General features: G+C 38.5%; 8 protein-coding genes. 1 reads left to right on the top strand and 7 read right to left on the bottom strand.

The annotated features are described in order from the left end of the window. Positions 1-26 precede the first annotated feature (26 nt). On the top strand, positions 27-857 hold the full coding sequence (gene ygiD, locus FBR08_RS11945; protein WP_158962920.1) for a 4,5-DOPA-extradiol-dioxygenase: 831 nt from the start codon (positions 27-29) through the stop codon (positions 855-857). Positions 858-969: 112 nt separating this feature from the next. Here the strand turns inward: ygiD and FBR08_RS11940 are convergent, their stop codons facing one another. The 7 genes from FBR08_RS11940 to FBR08_RS11910 all read right to left on the bottom strand — a co-directional run bounded on the left by FBR08_RS11940 (position 970) and on the right by FBR08_RS11910 (position 20,576). Then, positions 970-2,931 carry an OmpA family protein gene (locus tag FBR08_RS11940; protein ID WP_158962919.1) on the bottom strand — a complete coding sequence of 654 codons (1,962 nt, stop codon included), beginning with the start codon at positions 2,929-2,931 and terminating at the stop codon, positions 970-972. Positions 2,932-2,942: 11 nt separating this feature from the next. Continuing rightward, entirely contained in the window at positions 2,943-3,875 is a 933-nt protein-coding gene (locus FBR08_RS11935) for a PorP/SprF family type IX secretion system membrane protein (RefSeq protein ID WP_158962918.1), read from the bottom strand. An 11-nt stretch (positions 3,876-3,886) separates the two neighbouring features. Next, positions 3,887-5,209 carry a gliding motility-associated C-terminal domain-containing protein gene (locus FBR08_RS11930; RefSeq protein ID WP_158962917.1) on the bottom strand — a complete coding sequence of 441 codons (1,323 nt, stop codon included), beginning with the start codon at positions 5,207-5,209 and terminating at the stop codon, positions 3,887-3,889. Positions 5,210-5,212: 3 nt separating this feature from the next. Next, on the bottom strand, positions 5,213-9,463 hold the full coding sequence (locus FBR08_RS11925) for a DUF7507 domain-containing protein (protein ID WP_158962916.1): 4,251 nt from the start codon (positions 9,461-9,463) through the stop codon (positions 5,213-5,215). A gap of 71 nt (positions 9,464-9,534) precedes the next feature. Continuing rightward, complete coding sequence (locus tag FBR08_RS11920) at positions 9,535-11,619, bottom strand: hypothetical protein (RefSeq protein WP_158962915.1); 2,085 nt, start codon at positions 11,617-11,619, stop codon at positions 9,535-9,537. Between the two features lie 18 nt (positions 11,620-11,637). After that, positions 11,638-14,202 (bottom strand): beta strand repeat-containing protein, encoded by a 2,565-nt coding sequence (locus FBR08_RS11915; RefSeq protein ID WP_158962914.1) that lies wholly within the window; start codon positions 14,200-14,202, stop codon positions 11,638-11,640. Positions 14,203-14,228: 26 nt separating this feature from the next. After that, positions 14,229-20,576, bottom strand: a complete 6,348-nt coding sequence (locus FBR08_RS11910) for a beta strand repeat-containing protein (RefSeq protein WP_158962913.1) — start codon at positions 20,574-20,576, stop codon at positions 14,229-14,231. Between the last annotated feature and the right edge of the window lie 133 nt (positions 20,577-20,709).

The raw sequence follows: 20,709 nt of genomic DNA, 5'->3' as shown, positions 1-20,709 counted from the left end.
AACTTTACCTATTAAATTCAAACCTTATGCAATCACTTCAAGATCTATATCGATTTTCACAGCAGTTATCCTATAGTGAGCACTTAATGCCCGCGTTATTTATTGGACATGGTTCGCCGATGAATGCAATTGAGGATACGCTATTTTCTCAAAATTGGCACAGCCTAGGGCAAAGCTTCCCTACACCAAAGGCCATTGTTGTTATTTCTGCTCATTGGTTGACCAAAGGCAGTGCGATTACTGCTATGGATTTTCCGGAGACCTTACACGATTTCAGGGGGTTTCCGCAGCCTTTATTTGAGGTTGAATATCCTGCTCCTGGGGATCCAGTACTTGCAAAAGACATTCAAAAGTTGGTTCATACCGATCTTCACTTGGATCACGATTGGGGTTTAGATCACGGTACCTGGTCCATTACTCGACATATGTTTCCACAAGCAAACATCCCCGTTTTACAGCTGAGCATTGACTATGATAAACCCTTGGATTACCATTATCAATTGGCTACCCAATTGCGTGACTTGCGCAAAAAAGGGGTGTTGCTCATTGGCAGCGGTAATATGATTCACAATCTGCGTTTGCTTTCCTGGGATAAGATGGAGGACAACTACGGGTTTGACTGGGCGATTGAAATCAATGCAACACTTCAGCAATTCGTTGTGGATTACGATGTAAAACGCCTCATTGATTACGAAAAAATACACCCGCATATTTCGCTAGCTGTGCCTACCTTAGAACACTATATTCCGATGCTTTACACCTTGGGATTAAAGGAAAAAAAGGATGATTTACTGTTTTTCAATGACGCCTATGTGGGAGGATCATTGAGTATGACTTCCTTTATGTACTACCAATAAAAAGTAAGAGCGCTCGAAATCGAGCGCTCTTGTGGGCTATGCTGCTTGTTTTAAATCCTACAGCAGGATCATCGAAAAAAAATTGTTTTTGTTGTTTTGCTTTGTGATTATATTACATTTCAATAATAATAAATTCACTTCGTCTGTTTAACTGATGTTCTTCTGCTGTACATGGTACGCCATTACTACATTTGTTTAGCAATTGACTTTCACCATAACCGCGACCTGTTAAGCGACTTGGATCGATTCCTTGTTCAATCATCCATTTGATAGTTGATTTCACACGGCGATCAGATAGACTCATGTTATACGCATCATTACCTCTACTATCTGTATGTGAGCGCACATCAATCTTCATACTTGGGTATTCTTTCATTACCTCTACTACTTTCACTAACTCAATCGAAGCGTCTCTACGGATATTCGATTTGTCAAAATCAAAGTAAATAGGTTGAAGGTTTAACTTCTTAAATAAATCGTCGTTTACTTCCAGTGGTTTTTCCGTTTTTTCTAATCCGATATTCACGGTTTTAACTCCTGGTTCTCGATTTACGTTAAAGGCAACCTCAACGGTATTATACCTTTTCTTCTCTGCTTTGATGCGGTATTTGTGACCACAATCTAACAAAGAAGTGATGTAATATCCTTTGCTATTCGTATAGATTGTATCTGATTTTTGATACATTGCATCAGAGATTACCACTAGGGCATCAGCTAACACTTCATTTGTATCTTTGTCATATACGGTACCTTCGATACTTTGTTTACACGGTTTTTCTGCCAAGAAATAAATATCATCTGATCCTTTTCCATCTGCACGGTTTGAACTAACAAATCCTTTGTTTTGCTTTGGATCTAAATAGAATCCAAAATCGTCCATGCTACTATTAATTGGCGTTCCCATATTCACCACCGGTCCAAAAGTTCCGTTGGGATATAATTTTGCTACAAAGATATCCATTCCTCCTAAACCTGGATGTCCATCAGAGGAAAAATAGAGTTGAAAATCCGAAGATATAAAAGGAAAACTTTCTCTTCCTTCTGTATTAATTGTTTTTCCAAGGTTTTCTACGGGTCCGTATCCTCCATTTTCATACAGTGCTACGCGAAATAAATCCGATTGTCCGATTGTTTCTTTTCTATCCGAAACAAAGTACAACCATTTATCGTCAGGAGTTAAAGCAGGATGGGCTGTATTGAAATTATCCGAATTAAACGGCAATTCCTCTACTAGTCCCCACTTCCCATCCGCTTGCTTTACTGTCTTGTATAATTTTAATAAAGAGGTTTTATCTTTATTTTGTTTGCTTCTACCACTGGTTTTGGAGTTGTTACGCGTAAAATACATCGTATTGCCATCTTGCGTAAATACGGCTGTTGCGTCATTTACCTTCGATTCAATCTCTGGTGCAAAAAGTACGGGTTCTCCAAAGCCCTTTTGATCAATCGTAGAGCTATATAAGCTCGTGTAACTTTCGTTGGTCCAGGCGTGTATTTTACTTCCACTTTGGTGTTCTGTTGCACGTGCGGAAGTAAAGATGAATTGATCTCCGAACATTGTACCACCATAATCCGAATATTCTGTATTGATATCTAATAATTTGATATCATAACGATCAGAACGGTTTTCGATATGTTCTAAGTAATCGCGGTTTTTATTGTACAACGCTGTTCTGGAATCTTCTTGCTCCAAGGCTGCAAAGCGCCCCATCATCTCTTGTGACTTTGCGTAATCTTTAGTAGCCTTTAGCGTTTGTGCATAGCGATAGTAATATTCAGATGATAAAGCAGTAAGGTCTTTATCTTCGTAAGTACCATCAAATAGCTCTGCATACCATTTATTCGCCTCTACCAATTTTCCGTTAAAGTAATAAGCATCGGCTAAATTTTGCAAAATGGATGTATTGACAAATCCTTTATCTGCAATGCGTTCATATACTTTGATTGCATCGATATACGCTAAGCGATCAAAGTTTTTATCCGCTTGTTTTTCTTTTTTAATCTGGCTGTATCCCGAGAAGCTAAAGCTTAAAGCTGCACTCAGAATACCCAGTTGTACTATTTGTTTTACCATACTTATAACAATTAGAAGAACCTTGGCGCAGTTATACGCTTGTAGCTGTTAAACAATGTAAATCGCATAAAAATCTCGTGAGACCCCGAATTATAACGGGCTAACTTTGTTGTTTCGGCATCATAGCTATATCCAACAAAGATATTGTCTGACACTTGAAAACCAACTAAACCACTCACAGCAGCATCCCAACGGTAGGCAATCCCTGCAGTAAATTTATCTACAAACATGAAGTTAGCGGATAGATCTACTTGCAACGGTGATCCTTGTTCCATTTTAATCATCGTAGCGGGTTTAAACTTGATATCGGTATTGATATCAAATACATATCCCCCTGTCAAGTATAGGTGCATTTTTTGACGTAGTGTTTTCACATCATTGTCATCATAACGCGAGCGCTTTAACAACGTAGGCACGGATAAACCAACATAGGCTTTGTCTGAATACAAGAATAATCCAGCCCCTATATTGGGTGTGAATTTATTTTTGATGTCGTCTTCTGCCACGGGATCCGTTGGGTTATAAATATGCAATTTACTGTAATTTACATCCAATAAATTGGCTGATCCTTTTAATCCAAAAGCCAATTTAGTGTGGTAATTCAAGTCAACTGCATAAGATAAATCTACCGATAGTGTATTGTCATCCATTACCCCTAAGTGGTCATTGACAAAGTTCACCCCTAAACCTAAGCCTGAATCCCCTAAAGGAGTATTCACCGATAAGGTTGCTGTTTTAGGTGCTCCTTCTAATCCGACCCATTGCGTGCGGTATAATCCAAAGATGTTTAACCCTTCTCTACTCCCTGCATAAGCGGGGTTGATGTTGGAATGGTTATACATGTATTGGGTATATTGTGGATCTTGTTGCGCATAGGCTTGCGTCATGCTGAACAAGCCTATACCGCCAAGAACAATTGTCTGTATTGTGTTTCTTAGTTTCATCTAGTTTTGATTTAATTAGACTCCAAATGTAAATTTGCAGCTTTCTTAATCATACGACTACCATTTTGGTCTTTGTACTCATACGTTACTACGTAATAGTAGGTTCCACTTGGTAATTTCTTGCTCTTATCGATCGTCACGCGACCTTCTGAATATCCTTTGAATACATTGGAACTTCCGTCTCCAAGTGGGTCATATCCTCTAGTTTCGTATACTTTTACCCCCCAACGGTTGTAAATCTCTACGGTATTGTTTGGATATTTTTTGATATTATCAATGATAAAGTAATCGTTTTTACCATCTCCATCTGGTGTTACTAAGTTGTAGATGACGATATCACCATCTAAGATCCAATCTTTTTTCACGGTGGCTAAGGTAAAGAATCCATATCCTTTTACCGCAGCTACTGTCGTAACTTCTTTGGTAGACATATCCACAACTCCCCCTTCATCAACCCATAGTTGTTGTTTCGCATCCCAACGCGCAATGTGCAATTCGTTTTCTGGATCTGCGAGTAAAGACGCAGGCGTCGTACGCTCATCCCAACTCAAGGTTAACAAGATTTCACTTTGGGTATCTACACCTCGATCAATCAGCCAATATTCGTTTTTATCTAATTCTTTGATTACGCCCACCGTTGCAGGACGAGCTACGAAAAATTGATTATCGTCTGTGCGGTATTCCCCAACGAAAGCATCTGTTTTTAGCTCCGGAGCAGAAATACGTGCATAGCGGTACATTTCTCTGTCTCCTTTTGGATATTGAAACGGCTCGTTTCCTATTTTCTCCACCTGACCTTCTGCATGAGATTCATCTCTTACATTGATGGCCTTAGCTCCTTGTTGGAAACTCAACATACCTATTGATAATTTTTTATCTGGAGCAAGGGTTGGATCAACCTTAATAATTCCATCTTGAAAATCAACAGTACCGTGTACCTCCATGTTGTTCTTTAAATCAAACGCCATTTTCTTGGTTGCGTTATTCAACTCCACATCGTGAAATTCTGACATTTCCGATCCGCTGATGAGCTGAGCTCCTTGTCCAGCTTCTCCAGTATAACGCGTGAAAATAGCTTTTCCCGTTTTGCGGTTGCTGGTAAAAGAATAATACCCATCGTTATTAAAATCGCGATAGTAATAAGCGGTTCCATCGTTGTGTACTTTTGCTCCTGCTTGGTTATCAAAATCGTATAAGGTTGAGATAACCCCACCAGTTGCTACGGATATTTCGCCTTGGTTGACAAAAGAACGTTCCTTCTCTTGTGCGACTGCTACTACACTAACTCCTAAAATACTTAGGAAAAGTAAACGGTGGTTGTATATTTTTTTCATAGCTTATAATTGCTTAACCTTTTGATAAATCATTGGATTGGTAATTAATAATCCACTTCCCTCTAAACGAACATACGTGTGGAATGATTTTGTAGCATCCCATCCTGGATCTCCTTCTTTATAAGGCGTTGGATCAGTTGACTGCTCATTTACTGTACGTTCTGATCGAGGTAAACGACCAACTCCTGTAACTGTTGCGCGGTTATATACCCCTTGATTGACATAAATATCATCCTGTGTTACTTGATACGAAACGGTAAACGTCCACGTTTCATTTCTATTCAAGACTCCATTGTTGTTGTTATCTCCTTCTAAAGTTACACCTGCTTGTATGGGTTGATGTGTCGTTTCATCTAACTTAATATTAAATCCAAACAATGGATCGTTAATATCAATATCGTAAATATCCATATCTCCCGCATTTTTCACTTTGAAAGTATACGTAATGGTTTCTCCTTCTTCTGCGAATGTGTTGGCATTCTCATCTGCAAAGACTCCATCTTTTTCCAACGTACAAGTTTCACACTCTTTTTGTTGTAAACCGTATCCGAAACCATACATCATCGTTTGTCCAATTACGTTTTGGGTAACATCCACTTTATTTACTTCCATTCCCGTTCCTTCCGAAATCCAGTGTACCACTTGTAAAGGAACAACGACATTATTATTATTTCGATCGTAAACTTCTAACTCTTCTAATGCGGCGTTAGTCGTTCTTTTACCTTCCAATTTCACATTCCCCCATTTGTCAATACTTACGCGAATAACAGGTGTAGGGTTGTTCAATCGATCTTCTAAATCCAAATTCGTAATATCTGATTCAACTCCATTTGAATGTTTATTCACATTCCAAACGGCACTTGTTCCTGTCTCTCCAAATCGCTTCCCATCTGATTTAAAACGCACATTTCGGTTAGCATGTCCTGTTTCAAATTCCAACTCTTCTCTATACAAAGGTACTCCGTTGATTACCATATTGAAAGAATTGTCTAGACGGTAAATATCCACGATGAAACCTCCATCAGTAGCTGGTTGTTCGAATTTCTCTACTACATTACTTCCTTCAGGTCTAGCTCCTGCACTATGGAACCATCCAAATCCTTTACCTACTACATCTTGATAACATTCATCTGCACACGTAATATTAGACACGTGGATTCCACAACTTTGATTCGCTGTACGTTTAGAGAAAGTAATATTATCAATTAACGTATGTCCAAATCCTTTACTTGTTTCTAAGGCTCTATCTTGACTTCCGCGAATGGCAATTTTCACTTCTCTTCCTAAAACATCCACACATTCTGCATCGGCAAACGTAAAACTAGCGGTTAATGGTACCCATCCTAAGCTAAATCCTTCTGGTGAAGCCCCTTCTGGTAAACCAGGTCCTGGGTATTTTAAAGGTACAGACGCATAGATATGTCCTGTTTGTTTATCCACTACATCCATCAACATATAGTCTTTGTCGTGGTAGGTTACATAGGAATAAATATCTAAGGTATAAATTCTGTCTTTTTCAATTCTTCCGCTTACTTCAAACTCGTAGAATGGCTTAATACTTTGTGCCGCTGAACTAGCTCCACGAACTAAGAAAGCCGAACCATTTACCGCTCCAGACATATCGCGAATTGCATTCACTTTGTCCCAAGCGGGTGTCCAGTCGAAATTACTGTTTGGCAATGTAGGATCATTGGTTGGCGCATTCGGCACCCAAATTCCTTCATTCCAAGAATCCGTTGTTGGAATTCCCATCTGTACGTATCCTGGAGGGTTTACCGAATAGTATCCGTTTTTGATACGCGCTACAGAAATCTCTTGACTGTGTGGCAATCCATTTGCACTAGCATAACGGCTATCGTTCATTCCTGGTGCAAATAGGTAGGTTGCTGTTGCTCCTCCTATTGGGCCTTGTCTCACGACTCTTCCATTCCCATCGGTCATAATAGCTCCTGTAGTCGGATTTATGCTAATCGACGCTTTATTCATCCAATCCGTTCTTCCAGAATTCACATTCCAGTACCCGCGATCAAAGTCTTCAAAATATAAAATCTGATCCACACATTCACCCAACGCCATGAATACCGCTTCTTTGATGTTGTTACAGCCAATCGATCCACTACTTCCTGGTAGATTTCCTGAATCGTTGTTGTAACACTCGTAGTGAGGATTCGTTGGTCTAACCGATGGATCTCCATTGGTTGCATCTGGATCTGAAACGTCTGCGGGTCTCATGATGGTAGATTCTGCCACCATAGATCCTGTCATTCCGTTTAATATTCCAGTTACTTTATAGGTAACAGTACAATCTTTTGGAATTTGCAATTTTGAACGAAAGGTACGCGTTGCTGGATCATAGACTAATTCAATCGATTCTTTAGCAATCTTTGATCCTGACGTACAAGACGATACCACACTCACTTGTGATGGATTTACAACATCCACCCCTGGAGGTAGCGTAAAACTAAAAGGTGCTCCGTGAATACCGTTAGGAATATCAGCGATCACATCATCAGGTCCTTTATTACCCGCTACAATCGTATATTCTACTGTGCTTCCTTTACGTCCACTTGCTGTAGTTCCACTACCATTAATCTTTTGAGTAATTTGTGTATATAAATCGGCTTCTTTAATTACTACCTGTGTTCTTTCTTCTTTTTTATTTCCCATTCGAAACGTCCAGGTATCCATAGACTTTTTATCTCCGAAGGTATTATTTCCTCCTGAACCACCTTCTCCCCATTTGTGTCCGTTGGAATTACTGCTAATTCCATTATTTCCAGGGGTTAAATGACTGTTGATTTTAGGACTAACATTTGAACCATTCGAAACATTTGGAATATTGGCATCATCCCAAAAGACTAGATCTGAAATAGCAGGTCCAGTTAAATTATTGTAGTTCAACAACTCAATAATGATTCCTCCTTTGTTGTATTCCATATCAAAGAAAGGGAAATGCACTTCAGCTCCTTGTAGTTGGATTTTTAAATCTACAGGTACTGTTCCTCTTAACTTTTGTCCACTCGCTCCAACACCATTCCAGTAAATCTTATTATGTCCTACTGTTGTACTTCCTTCTATGGCTTTAAAAACACTCCCGTTTACTACAATTTCAATCGTAAATTGTTGTCCTGCTACTGGTGCATCGAACTCGATATAGCCTCCTTTATGTCCAAAAACACCAGAGGTTCCTTCTGCACCAACTACTTTTACGTTGGTTACTTCAGGTTCTTCAACTCTTGGATTCAACCAGGTTGTTAATCCAGTTGTACTGCCTGAACTCACATTGACCTTCGCACTAGCTGGCATGTCATCAGCAGGTAAAGTATAATAAATTTTATGGGTAATATTGGATGCATCATCTGGTGTATTGGGGTTGTGAATTTGATCTCTTACACCACTCGCCTCACTATTCATACTTTTGTACAACGCATTTCTTGTCGTTTTATCCACAAACCCTTTGTTGTTGACAAAGAAAGCCCAAACAATACCTGAAGTTCCATTGTGTTTTACGCGATAGGTAAATCCATCATTCGTACGTACATAAAACTGTCCATTAAATTCTACATTTTGATAATTTGATCCACTTGAAAAATTCCCATTTGAAAAATTTAAATTTGTCGCATAAGTACGACCAGGTATAAAACTAGTCCTAGCAGAATTTAATACTGAAATATCCCATGCAGTTATACTAAAAGTATTTTCTTCTTTCCAATTTATATCAGCAACTTGAGTATATCCGGTTTCACCAATATAACCATCCCCAGATGTTCTTCTACCTGTAAATTCTATGCGATAAATCCCTGTCTCTTCTACCTTATGATAAATCGGAACATAACCTCCACTTCCATTTTCTGTCTTTTTGGGTCCTGCTAATTCTGCTGTACGATTAGGAATATTTCCAAAATATACTCTTCTACTTCCAGAACCAGTATAAGTAGTTAATTCAATAGGATTACCATTGGGTGCATATAATGCAATTCGCTTAGTAATACTATTATCATAACTCTGAGCAGAAGAAGCTAACGTAATGATCTCTCCCACCTTTGCATACACATAATGAGCACCTGCATTAGCAAAAGGAATTGCTTCTGGAGAAGAGTGTTCTTTTCCTAATAACATTGCACGATATCCGCTTGCTCCAGTTGGATATAAGTTTTTAGAACCATCTGCCAACACAGCCGTACTTACCCCTAGTACTAGGACTAAAGTAAGTAAAGCTTTTGTTGTTATTTTATTTATAATTGTATATATCATTGCTGTATTCGTAATTATAATTCATTTTAGATTTTGAAACTTTTGCTTCAAAATACCTCCATTATGATTCGTTACTTGATTACAAAAACGATATTCATATACGAAGCGGGTGTTGCTGTTCCGACAATATCGTATTTCAACTCTCCATTTGCATTGATGCTAATATTAGCGAATACATTTTTATCGTAATAGGTAACATAGTAGTGTAACTCTCCTCTTCCGTATACCTCCATTACAGCAGGTGCACCATCACTTCCAATTACACCTCCATCATATGCAAGACTTCCTCCATTTGCACCATGTGCAATATTATAGGCTGTACCGCTAGCTGTAGTGAATTGATTCACATAGTCTTGGTATAAATCTCTAGTTAAACCAGTTCCTCTTGTTTTCGTATTGAAAATCACCGCTGGCATATAGAAAAACTGAGGTGCCATTTTTTTGCGCTCCACGGTTTTTAATACTCCCGTTGCATCTGCTACTACCAGGTTATCTGTTGCTCCCCCTTTGAAGGCTGGCGTGTTGATGTTAACAACCTGAACGCCTCCATCAGCTTTTAGGGTCATAATCTTTTTTTCAACTGCTGATCCTGTTGCCCAATCGTATGTAGTAAAATCAATGTTTTTTAAATGTTCAGTACCAATCCTTAATCCTTTATCAGAATTAGCGATAATTTCAGATAATTCATTATCATGTTTTAGCTTCAATTTCGACTCCATATTATTCGATTTGACATTTGAAATCAAACCTATGGAAGATGTTTTGTCACCAAACATATTGATTCCCGTATGATTAGCATCATACGTAAACTGATGACTTTGCGTAGCCTTCTTAAACGTCATATTAATCAATGACCCGAAATCAACTGTTCTGGTTGTTCCTGTAGCGTGCACTAACGTACCATCATGTGTATAGATATTCTCATGCGTTGCAGGAGCTTTCCACTCTACACTTGGTGTAGTTGTACCTGCTTTTGGTGGAACCGTTGTCAATACTTGACCTTCTGTACCTGGAGCAATTTGCCCTGGATTTAACGATCCGCCAATCAAAGCTAAATTTAAATTTGCCTCTTCTACGCCTACCGTATATTCTGTATTGTTTACAGTTGTACCTACGCCGTTCGTTACTACAGACACTTTATTGTTTTTTGCTACTACAGAAGTTGTTTTTTGTGCCGCTTGAATGTCCTCATTCGAAACGTTCACTTTGTATTCTGTTGTATTACTTCCTGCAGGGTTTACTGAAGAAGTAACCGTTGTATTTACACCATCAACAACCGTTGTGATTTTTTGTCCGGCTTGAATGGCATCTTTTAGATCCACTGATGCTGAAACGACACCGTTTACCGTGGTTTGGATTGTTGTTCCAGTGATTGTATTGCTTACACCTTCAACAAGTGCTACTGAAGACTCTACTCCATTTACTTTAGAAACTAGGGTATTCCCATTTGAATTTGCTTCCTTAGTCAATTCATTTGTAGTGGCCGGTGCAATCGTTGATTGATCTACCCAAGTGGTTCCATTACCATCTGCATTAGTTACCATGACAAAGTTAGGTTTACCTGGCGTAATCGCTAATGTTACATCTTTCAATGTAGAATTTGCTCCATTTGTTTCTCCACCTACTGTAATTCCAGTTCCAGTAATACCTTTTGAACTTGTCAAGTTATTTTCTGTTAAGCTTACTGCTTTCCATTTTCCTTCCGTTGCATCGAACGTCAACACTTGATTAGCCGTTGGATTTACATTCGATACTTCAATACCTTGAATTGCTCCAACTATTGTTGCATTCGTTGGTCCTGTTACGTCCCCCTCTAAGTTAATCGCAGAAATATCCCCTTGTTGTGCAAAGCGAACCCAACGATCGGTATCCCAATAGTAGTATCCTGGTGTTACCCCTGTAGCGGTTCCTTTAGCATTCGTAGCTTGGTTATACACCATTAACGATTGCTTTGGGTCATTGATTGGAGTTACACCATTCGTTGTTGCCACTAAATCCACACGCGGAATCAACAATCCTCGTTTTGAGGATTGTATGTCTACTGCTGCTGATTTTGCAGGTTTATCTGTACCGAAACCTTGTTGTGCGTGAACTTGTTGCGTACCTAACGCCAATACTAAACCAAGCCCTGCAAATCCAATGTATCTTTTTTTCATCTTTGTTTTTGTTTTTTGTTAGTTACGACCTACAACGATCCATTTCGTTCCATTCGATTTGATAATCCATCCTTGGTGAGGCATTGCTCCATACGCTAATACTTCAGTTCCTGATTTGATGTTCAAATACCCTGCGTGATTTTCGTTTAGATTTGCGATTTTCACACTGATGGTTTGTCCTTCAGTACCGTCTACCACTGGTAAACTTAAGTTTGTATCTGTGTCAACTAAAGTAACTTCAATTACAATTTCACTCATTGAAGGGTGGTAGTTGTTTACTACTGAATTATCTGAAACAGAAACAGGTCCACCTTGGTTGATTGTCACATTTCCAGCTGCTGTATCAATCGTAGCTAATTTTCCATCTGCCTGAACGACAACTGTTTTATTTGTTTGATTTTTTGCAGCAGTTCCCAATCCAGTGATTGCTAAAGAACCTTTTGTATTGTCAATCGCCAATGTTGTTGGTGTATCAATTGCACCACCTAAAGTGATGTTATTTGTAGCAGCGTCTTTTGTTAAACCATTAGAAGCTGTTACTGTATTTCCTAAACTTTCTGGAGTTACCCATTCTGTAACATACGTAGTAGTAGTACCATCTATTACTTCTTTTGTAACTAATACTTGTCCTTTTGCAGTACCACCTTGAATATCAATTGTAGTTCCGTCTAATACCGCTTTATTTCCACCAACTACGCTAATTGATCCTGTTGGAGAAGTTAAGGCTTTACCGTTTAACAACTCTCCTGTTACTTGTTGGTATGTTACTCCACCATTTCCATCAGCTACTGGAATTTGTCCTTCTCCCGCAGGAGTTGCTGTTCCATTCGCAGTCGTATTTGATGTCATTTTATCCGCAGAAACCACTTGACTTCCCAAATCAACATTTGCAATTGTTCCGTCTGCAATTTCATTTGATGTAATACTTCCTGTTTTGATGCTTAAATGAGTCTCAACTAAAACAACACCTTCTGCAAGTTGTACAGCAGATGCATTATCTCCAATTACAATCTTACCATCCGTTTTTAAATCTTTACCGATAGCAGAAGATACACTTTGGTACGTCACTGTTCCATCCGTATTAGCAACAGGAACATAACCTGGAGTTACATTATTAATATCAGCAGCCGTATTTTTAGCTACCATTTTATCTGCTGTTACTGCTCCTGCACCAATTTTGCCATTGGTAACCGCTCCATCTGCAATTTTACTTGTACTTACCGCTCCTTCAGCAATACCTAAAGTCACATCTTTTAATAGAGCGTTCGCTACTGCTAAATCTGTTCCAACAACTCCACCAGCTGTAACGGTAATTCCGTCTCCTTTTAATGCTTTAGCATCAAGTCCACCATCAATCGCATCTTCGATTAAGTTCTTTGCTGAAGTTTCTTTTAATACTCCATCAGCGCCTGCCATAACAACATTGTTACCTGCCAATTTCGTTTTATCTAGTTCTACTAAACCTTCAATTGCTAACGTATTTGTTGGAGTTGTTTTAATAGCAGTCGCTTTACCTAAATCACCACCTAAAGCGATATCATTGTTTGTATCTTTCGTTAAACCGTTCGATGCTGTTACTGTATTTCCAAGATCTCCTGGAGTTACCCATTCTGTTGATTTAGTTCCATTATCATCTTTTGTCACTAAAACTTTTCCAGCTGTATCACCAGGGGTAATTTCAATATTCACGTCTTTTAAAAGTGATTTAGCTCCATTGGCTCCAATTGTAATTGAACCAGAAGTCAATGCTTTTCCATCGATTTCACCACCTTCAATTGCTTTATCCAACAATTCTTCTGGTGTAACTACTTTTAGAATTCCATCTGCCCCCATAATCACAATATTTTGTGTAGTTGCGTCAAATTCTTTTCCAGTAGAACCATCTAATTTTTCTAAACCTGTAATTGCTAGGGTGTTTCCTGGTTTTCCATTTGCATCAACTGTTGTTTCGATTGTTGTAGCTGTATTTAAAGCTCCACCTAATCCAACAGTTACAACCTCTTTACCATTTACAGTTTGGATATCAGTTGTAATACCGTTTTCACCAACTACCGATCCGTTGATAAAATCCTGTGGGTTTACCCATTGCGTTGTGTGAACAGTCTCACCATTAATTACCTCTATTTTCGTAACTAATACTTGTCCTGCTTCAGCACCACCTTTTACGCTTACGTTATAATCTGTATCGTGTCCGTTAGATGTAGGAGTAACCGTAACATTTGTTCCTGCTGAAACCGTTACTGCACTTCCTGAGTTAGAGGATACAAAACGCACCCATCTACCTAATCCTTGTTCTTTAGCGTTTGCTGCAGTCGATGCTTCCCAGTAATAGAAACCTGGCGTTACGTCATTCGCTGTTGCTTTATTGTATACGAATAATGCATTCTCTGGTTTAGAAACTGGTCCCGCTTCTGTTGTTTTTGTTAAATCAATTCTAGGAATCAATAAACCTCTTTTGCTAGACACGATATCTACAGCAGCGGAACGGTCCGGTGTGTTGGTTCCAAATCCTTGTTGAGCCACAACGTTTGTTGTTGTTAATACTGTAAAAGCTACTGCTGCTGATAATATAATTTTTTTCATGATAAATTTCTGTTTGAGTAAGGTGATTAAAATTTGTTAACGATTTGCCATTGTGTACCATCTGATACGAAGTCCCATCCTGAGTATGGTAAGCCTGTTTCTAGCTTTTTACCGTTTAATCCTCCGATGTTCCCTGCAACAACCACATAACCGTCTTCGTTCGTGTCTAGTTTTTTAATAGTGTATTTTTTTCCTTTGTTATTTGCGTCTGCTGTTGGTAGTGTAATGACAATACCTTCTGTTGGTGCTTGATCTGCATCGACCAATATCACGGCGTCTGCTGCTGCTAATGCGGTTGCGGTTGCTACTGTTTTCACAGCGTTTGCCACATCTACTTTCCAAATCGTTTCGTTTGGATTCGCTGCATCTACACGGCTTGATACTTTCGTATTGATACCATCTTCAAGTACCACTGTTTTTTGTTCTGCTTGCACCACCGTTTGTAAATCTTGGTAGGTTACGTTTCCATCTTGATCTGCGATTCCAACACGTGGTGCATCTGATGTACTTGTTCCTGCGTCTAATTTACCTGCGGTTACCGCTTTGTCTGCAATACCTAAAGTCACGTCTTTTAATAAAGAACTCACTACTTCTGTATTCAAATTCGTACCCGCATTTTCACCAGCAGTCACGGTAATTCCTACCCCTTTTAGCTTTTTAGCTTCTAGATCACCTTTTGTAATCACATCTTCGATCATGTTTTTCGCCGAAGTTTGTTTTAATACCCCAGAGGCATCTGCAATTACTAAGTTGTTTGCTGTTGGATTTGTTGTTACGTTGTCTAATCCTGCAATTGCTAAGGTATTAGTTCCAGTTGTTGTAATTACGGTTGCCGCATCTAAAGGCCCTCCTAATCTAAACTCACTGTTTCCAGCCGCATCATTCACTACTGTAATACCATTCTTCGCAGTTACGGTAGCAGCAACCACTTCTTTTGGATCTTGCCATTCTGTTACTTTGCGATTTTCTATGATATCATCACCATTTGAATCTTTTCCTATAACAACATCTTTCGTTACCGTCACTAATACTTGTCCGTCTTTCGCTCCTCCTTTAAGGTCTAATTTCGCATCTTTCAATAAAGCATCTGCTCCACCATCTACATAAATAGACGCTGACGTTAAATCACCTTTTGTCCCCTCAACCGCTGTAATTTTGCTTAGCAATTCAACTAAAGCATCTTGCACATTGGTTGACGTAAAGTTTATATCTCCGAAAGCAATTGCATTGGCATTGGCGTCAATTTCTCCAATTACATCTCCGTTTGCGTTTTTGAACTCGTATACATTGGTTGCTGGATTTAAAGCAACCGATACTTCTTTTGGATCAATCGTTACGCCTGTCGCACCAGATAAAGGTTGACCATCTGTACCAATTTGCTTTTCGTTATAGTACGTAAACGTTCCGTTTCCGTTTTTAACTAATACCGTTACCGTTTCGTTTGCTTTTACTACCGTATCAAGCAATTCATAGGTTACATTTCCATCTGCATCAGCAACACCTACACGTCCGTCTAATCCTTTTCCACCATCTAATTTAGCTGCGGTAACTCCTAAATCAGCGATTTCGATTCCAGCGTCTGCTAATAATTTAGCTGTTCCATCTGTTCCTCCTGTGAAGGCTAATCCACCTGCTACAGTTAAATCACCTGTTGTTCCTTCAATCGTTGTGATTTTTTCTAACAACTTCTCAATCGCTCCTTGTACGTTTGTAACGTTTAGGTTTGTTGTTGAGTCATCGAAAGTAATTGCATTAGCGTTAGCGTCAATTTCTCCGATTACATCTCCGTTTGAGTTTTTGAACTCATAGATGTTAGTTGTTGGATTTAAAGCAACTGATACTTCTTTTGGATCGATCGTTACACCTGTCGCACCAGCTTTTGGTTGACCGTTTGCATCAATCTCGCTTTCGTTGTAGTATGTAAACGTTCCGTTTGTATTTTCAATTAATACCGTAACTGTTTCGTTTGCTTTTACTACTTCGTCTAGTGTTTTGTATGTGATAGTTCCATCAGCACCCGCTACACCTACACGTCCATCAACTCCTTGACCTCCATCTAATTTAGCTGAAGTAACCGCTTTGTCTGCAATTTTATCGGTTGATACTCCACCATCTGCAATTTGGATTCCAGCGTCAGCTAATAATTTTGCTGCTCCATCTGTTCCTCCTGTGAATTCTAATCCACCTGCAATAGTTAAGTCTCCTTTTGACGTTGCAATTGTATTGGCTAATTCATCTAAAGCGTCTTTTACATTCGTTGATGTTAGACCTGAATCTGTATTGTCGTAAAGAATATTATCTGAATTGATGTCAATCGTTGCGATTTCATTTCCTTCAGAATCTTTAAAAATGTATTTACCTTCTGATTTAGACTTATCTTCTACAATAACTAAAGCTGGATCAATCGTTACACCTGTCGCACCAGCTTTTGGTTGACCGTTTGCATCAATCTCGTTTTCGTTATAGTACGTAAACGTTCCGTTTGTATTTTTAACTAATACAGTAACCGTTTCGTTTGCTTTTACTACTTCGTCTAGTGTTTTGTATGTGATAGTTCCATCAGCACCTGCTACACCTACACGTCCATCAACTCCTTGACCTCCATCTAATTTAGCTGAAGTAACCGCTTTGTCAGCAATTTTATCTGTTGATACTCCACCATCTGCAATTTGAATTCCAGCGTCAGCTAATAATTTTGCTGCTCCATCTGTTCCTCCTGTGAATTCTAATCCACCTGCAATAGTTAAGTCTCCTGTTGTTCCTTCAATCGTTGTGATTTTTTCTAACAACTTCTCAATCGCTCCTTGTACGTTTGTAACGTTTAGGTTTGTTGTTGAGTCATCGAAAGTAATTGCATTAGCGTTAGCGTCAATTTCTCCGATTACATCTCCGTTTGAGTTTTTGAACTCATAGATGTTAGTTGTTGGATTTAAAGCAACTGATACTTCTTTTGGATCGATCGTTACACCTGTCGCACCAGCTTTTGGTTGACCGTTTTCATCAATCTCGTTTTCATTATAGTACGTAAACGTTCCGTTTGTATTTTCAATTAATACCGTAACTGTTTCGTTTGCTTTTACTACTTCGTCTAGTGTTTTGTATGTGATAGTTCCATCAGCACCCGCTACACCTACACGTCCATCAACTCCTTGACCTCCATCTAATTTAGCTGAAGTAACCGCTTTGTCTGCAATTTTATCGGTTGATACTCCACCATCTGCAATTTGGATTCCAGCGTCAGCTAATAATTTTGCTGCTCCATCTGTTCCTCCTGTGAATTCTAATCCACCTGCAATAGTTAAGTCTCCTTTTGACGTTGCAATTGTATTGGCTAATTCATCTAAAGCGTCTTTTACATTCGTTGATGTTAGACCTGAATCTGTATTGTCGTAAAGAATATTATCTGAATTGATGTCAATCGTTGCGATTTCATTTCCTTCAGAATCTTTAAAAATGTATTTACCTTCTGATTTAGACTTATCTTCTACAATAACTAAAGCTGGATCAATCGTTACACCTATCGCACCAGCTTTTGGTTGACCGTTTGCATCAATCTCGTTTTCGTTATAGTACGTAAACGTTCCGTTTGTATTTTTAACTAATACCGTAACTGTTTCGTTTGCTTTTACTACTTCGTCTAGTGTTTTGTATGTGATAGTTCCATCAGCACCTGCTACACCTACACGTCCATCAACTCCTTGACCTCCATCTAATTTAGCTGAAGTAACCGCTTTGTCAGCAATTTTATCTGTTGATACTCCACCATCTGCAATTTGAATTCCAGCATCAGCTAATAATTTTGCTGCTCCATCTGTTCCTCCTGTGAATTCTAATCCACCTGCAATAGTTAAGTCTCCTGTTGTTCCTTCAATCGTTGTGATTTTTTCTAACAACTTCTCAATCGCTCCTTGTACGTTTGTAACGTTTAGGTTTGTTGTTGAGTCATCGAAAGTAATTGCATTAGCGTTAGCGTCAATTTCTCCGATTACATCTCCGTTTGAGTTTTTGAACTCATAGATGTTAGTTGTTGGATTTAAAGCAACTGATACTTCTTTTGGATCGATCGTTACACCTGTCGCACCAGCTTTTGGTTGACCGTTTTCATCAATCTCGCTTTCGTTGTAGTATGTAAACGTTCCGTTTGTATTTTCAATTAATACCGTAACTGTTTCGTTTGCTTTTACTACTTCGTCTAGTGTTTTGTATGTGATAGTTCCATCAGCACCCGCTACACCTACACGTCCATCAACTCCTTGACCTCCATCTAATTTAGCTGAAGTAACCGCTTTGTCTGCAATTTTATCGGTTGATACTCCACCATCTGCAATTTGGATTCCAGCGTCAGCTAATAATTTTGCTGCTCCATCTGTTCCTCCTGTGAATTCTAATCCACCTGCAATAGTTAAGTCTCCTTTTGACGTTGCAATTGTATTGGCTAATTCATCTAAAGCGTCTTTTACATTCGTTGATGTTAGACCTGAATCTGTATTGTCGTAAAGAATATTATCTGAATTGATGTCAATCGTTGCGATTTCATTTCCTTCAGAATCTTTAAAAATGTATTTACCTTCTGATTTAGACTTATCTTCTACAATAACTAAAGCTGGATCAATCGTTACACCTGTCGCACCAGCTTTTGGTTGACCGTTTGCATCAATCTCGTTTTCGTTATAGTACGTAAACGTTCCGTTTGTATTTTTAACTAATACAGTAACCGTTTCGTTTTCAGTAACAATCGTTTGGAATTTGCTATTATCTACATTTACCCATGAATTTGTAGAAGCATCCCATTCTTGAAAAATCGCATCTCCTGTTGTTTGATCGTAAACAATCTTGGTAAATCCACCCGTAGTTTCTGTCAAATACGTGATGTAATCGTTAATTGTAGGATAAGTACGTCCATCAACTGTGATTGGACCGTTCTTTACGATCTCTTCAAAGTTATTTACAACACCTCCTACTACATCTATCGCATAAATACCTGCTGGTAAGTTTGTAGGATCTACTGTTGTAGGAACTACTCCGTCATTTGCAGCTAAATAAGCCTCTGATACGTAATATTGTTTACCATTTACCGTAATGATTTGCGTTTGGCTCTCATTATCTGTAATGATTTTTTTGAATTTGCTGTTGATTACATTTACCCAGCCACCTGTAGCTTCATCCCATTGTTGGAAACTTGCATTTCTATTTTGGCTGTCGTAAACGATTTTTGTAAATCCACCAGTACTTTCCGTTAAATAAGTAATATAATCGTTTACTGTTGGATACGTACGTCCATCTACAGTAATAGGTCCGTGGTTAACAAACTCTTGGAAGTTATTTATCACCCCTCCTACTACGTCAATCGCATATACTCCTGCTGGTACAGTCCCTGCAGTCCAAGCGTCAATTGTCGCTTGTGTAGGCAATTGATTTGCTTGTAAATAGGCTTCAGAAATATAGTATTGTTGTTTCTTTAATGTATTAGAAACAATTACTGTTTTACTCTCATTATCTGTAACAATCTTTTTGAATTTAGCATTGTTTACATTTACCCAACTATTTGTAGCTTCATTCCATTCTTGAAAAATAGCATCCCCCGTTGTTGGATCGTAAACAATCTTAGTAAACCCACCTGTACTTTCAGTTAAATACGTGATGTAGTCATTAATTGTAGGGAACGTACGTCCGTCTACATTAATAGGACCATTATTTACAATTTCTTCAAAATTGTTAACAACACCTCCTACTACATCAATCGCATACACACCTGCTGGTATAGTACCTGCAGTCCATGCATCAATTGTTGCTTGTGTAGGAGTGTCGTTAACTTGTAAATACGATTCTGAAATATAATACTGTTGTTTCTTTGATGTATTAGAAACAATAACAGTTTTACTTTCATTCTCCGCAACGATATCGCCAAAATTGATTTCAACCTTGTCTCCATCGGCATTGATGTAATATAATTTATCCCCTTCATAAATTACATTACCTTCCGTATTTCTAACAATATTTTTGATAAGGTTTGTCACCTTATCACCTTCCATATTTAAGATATTTTCAAAGTTATTTACAACAATAGCAGGTATGTCATTTGCTGTTGTCAAACGCTCCCACTTATCGATATACCAATAGTAATACCCAGGCGTAACGTCTTGTGCTGTATTAATATTGAATACTAATAAGCTATTCACGTTTCCAGATTTAATTGTTCCTTTATCTTTTGTATCGGATAAAGACACACTTGGAATCAACACCCCACGATCTCCATCTTTTGCATGAACAGTTAATTCTGCAGACTTATTCGGTGTTGCTGTTCCAATACCTACCTGTGCATTTGCTGATATTGCACCCATTACAAGTGCAATTGGTATTAGTCTTTTTTTCATAACTTAATATTTTGTGTCGTATTAATCTTATTCTGTATATTTTCAACAATTGAAGCTATAAAGTATTCCTAACGTTTATTACTTCAATTTGTCAACTTTACTTTTACTATTCTCAAAACATCCCTTTCATTTT

The organism is Myroides fluvii, assembly GCF_009792295.1.
GTDB lineage: Bacteria > Bacteroidota > Bacteroidia > Flavobacteriales > Flavobacteriaceae > Flavobacterium > Flavobacterium fluvii_A.
The sequence above is the reverse complement of the archived record's forward strand: the minus strand, read 5'-3'. Positions and strand labels throughout refer to the sequence as shown.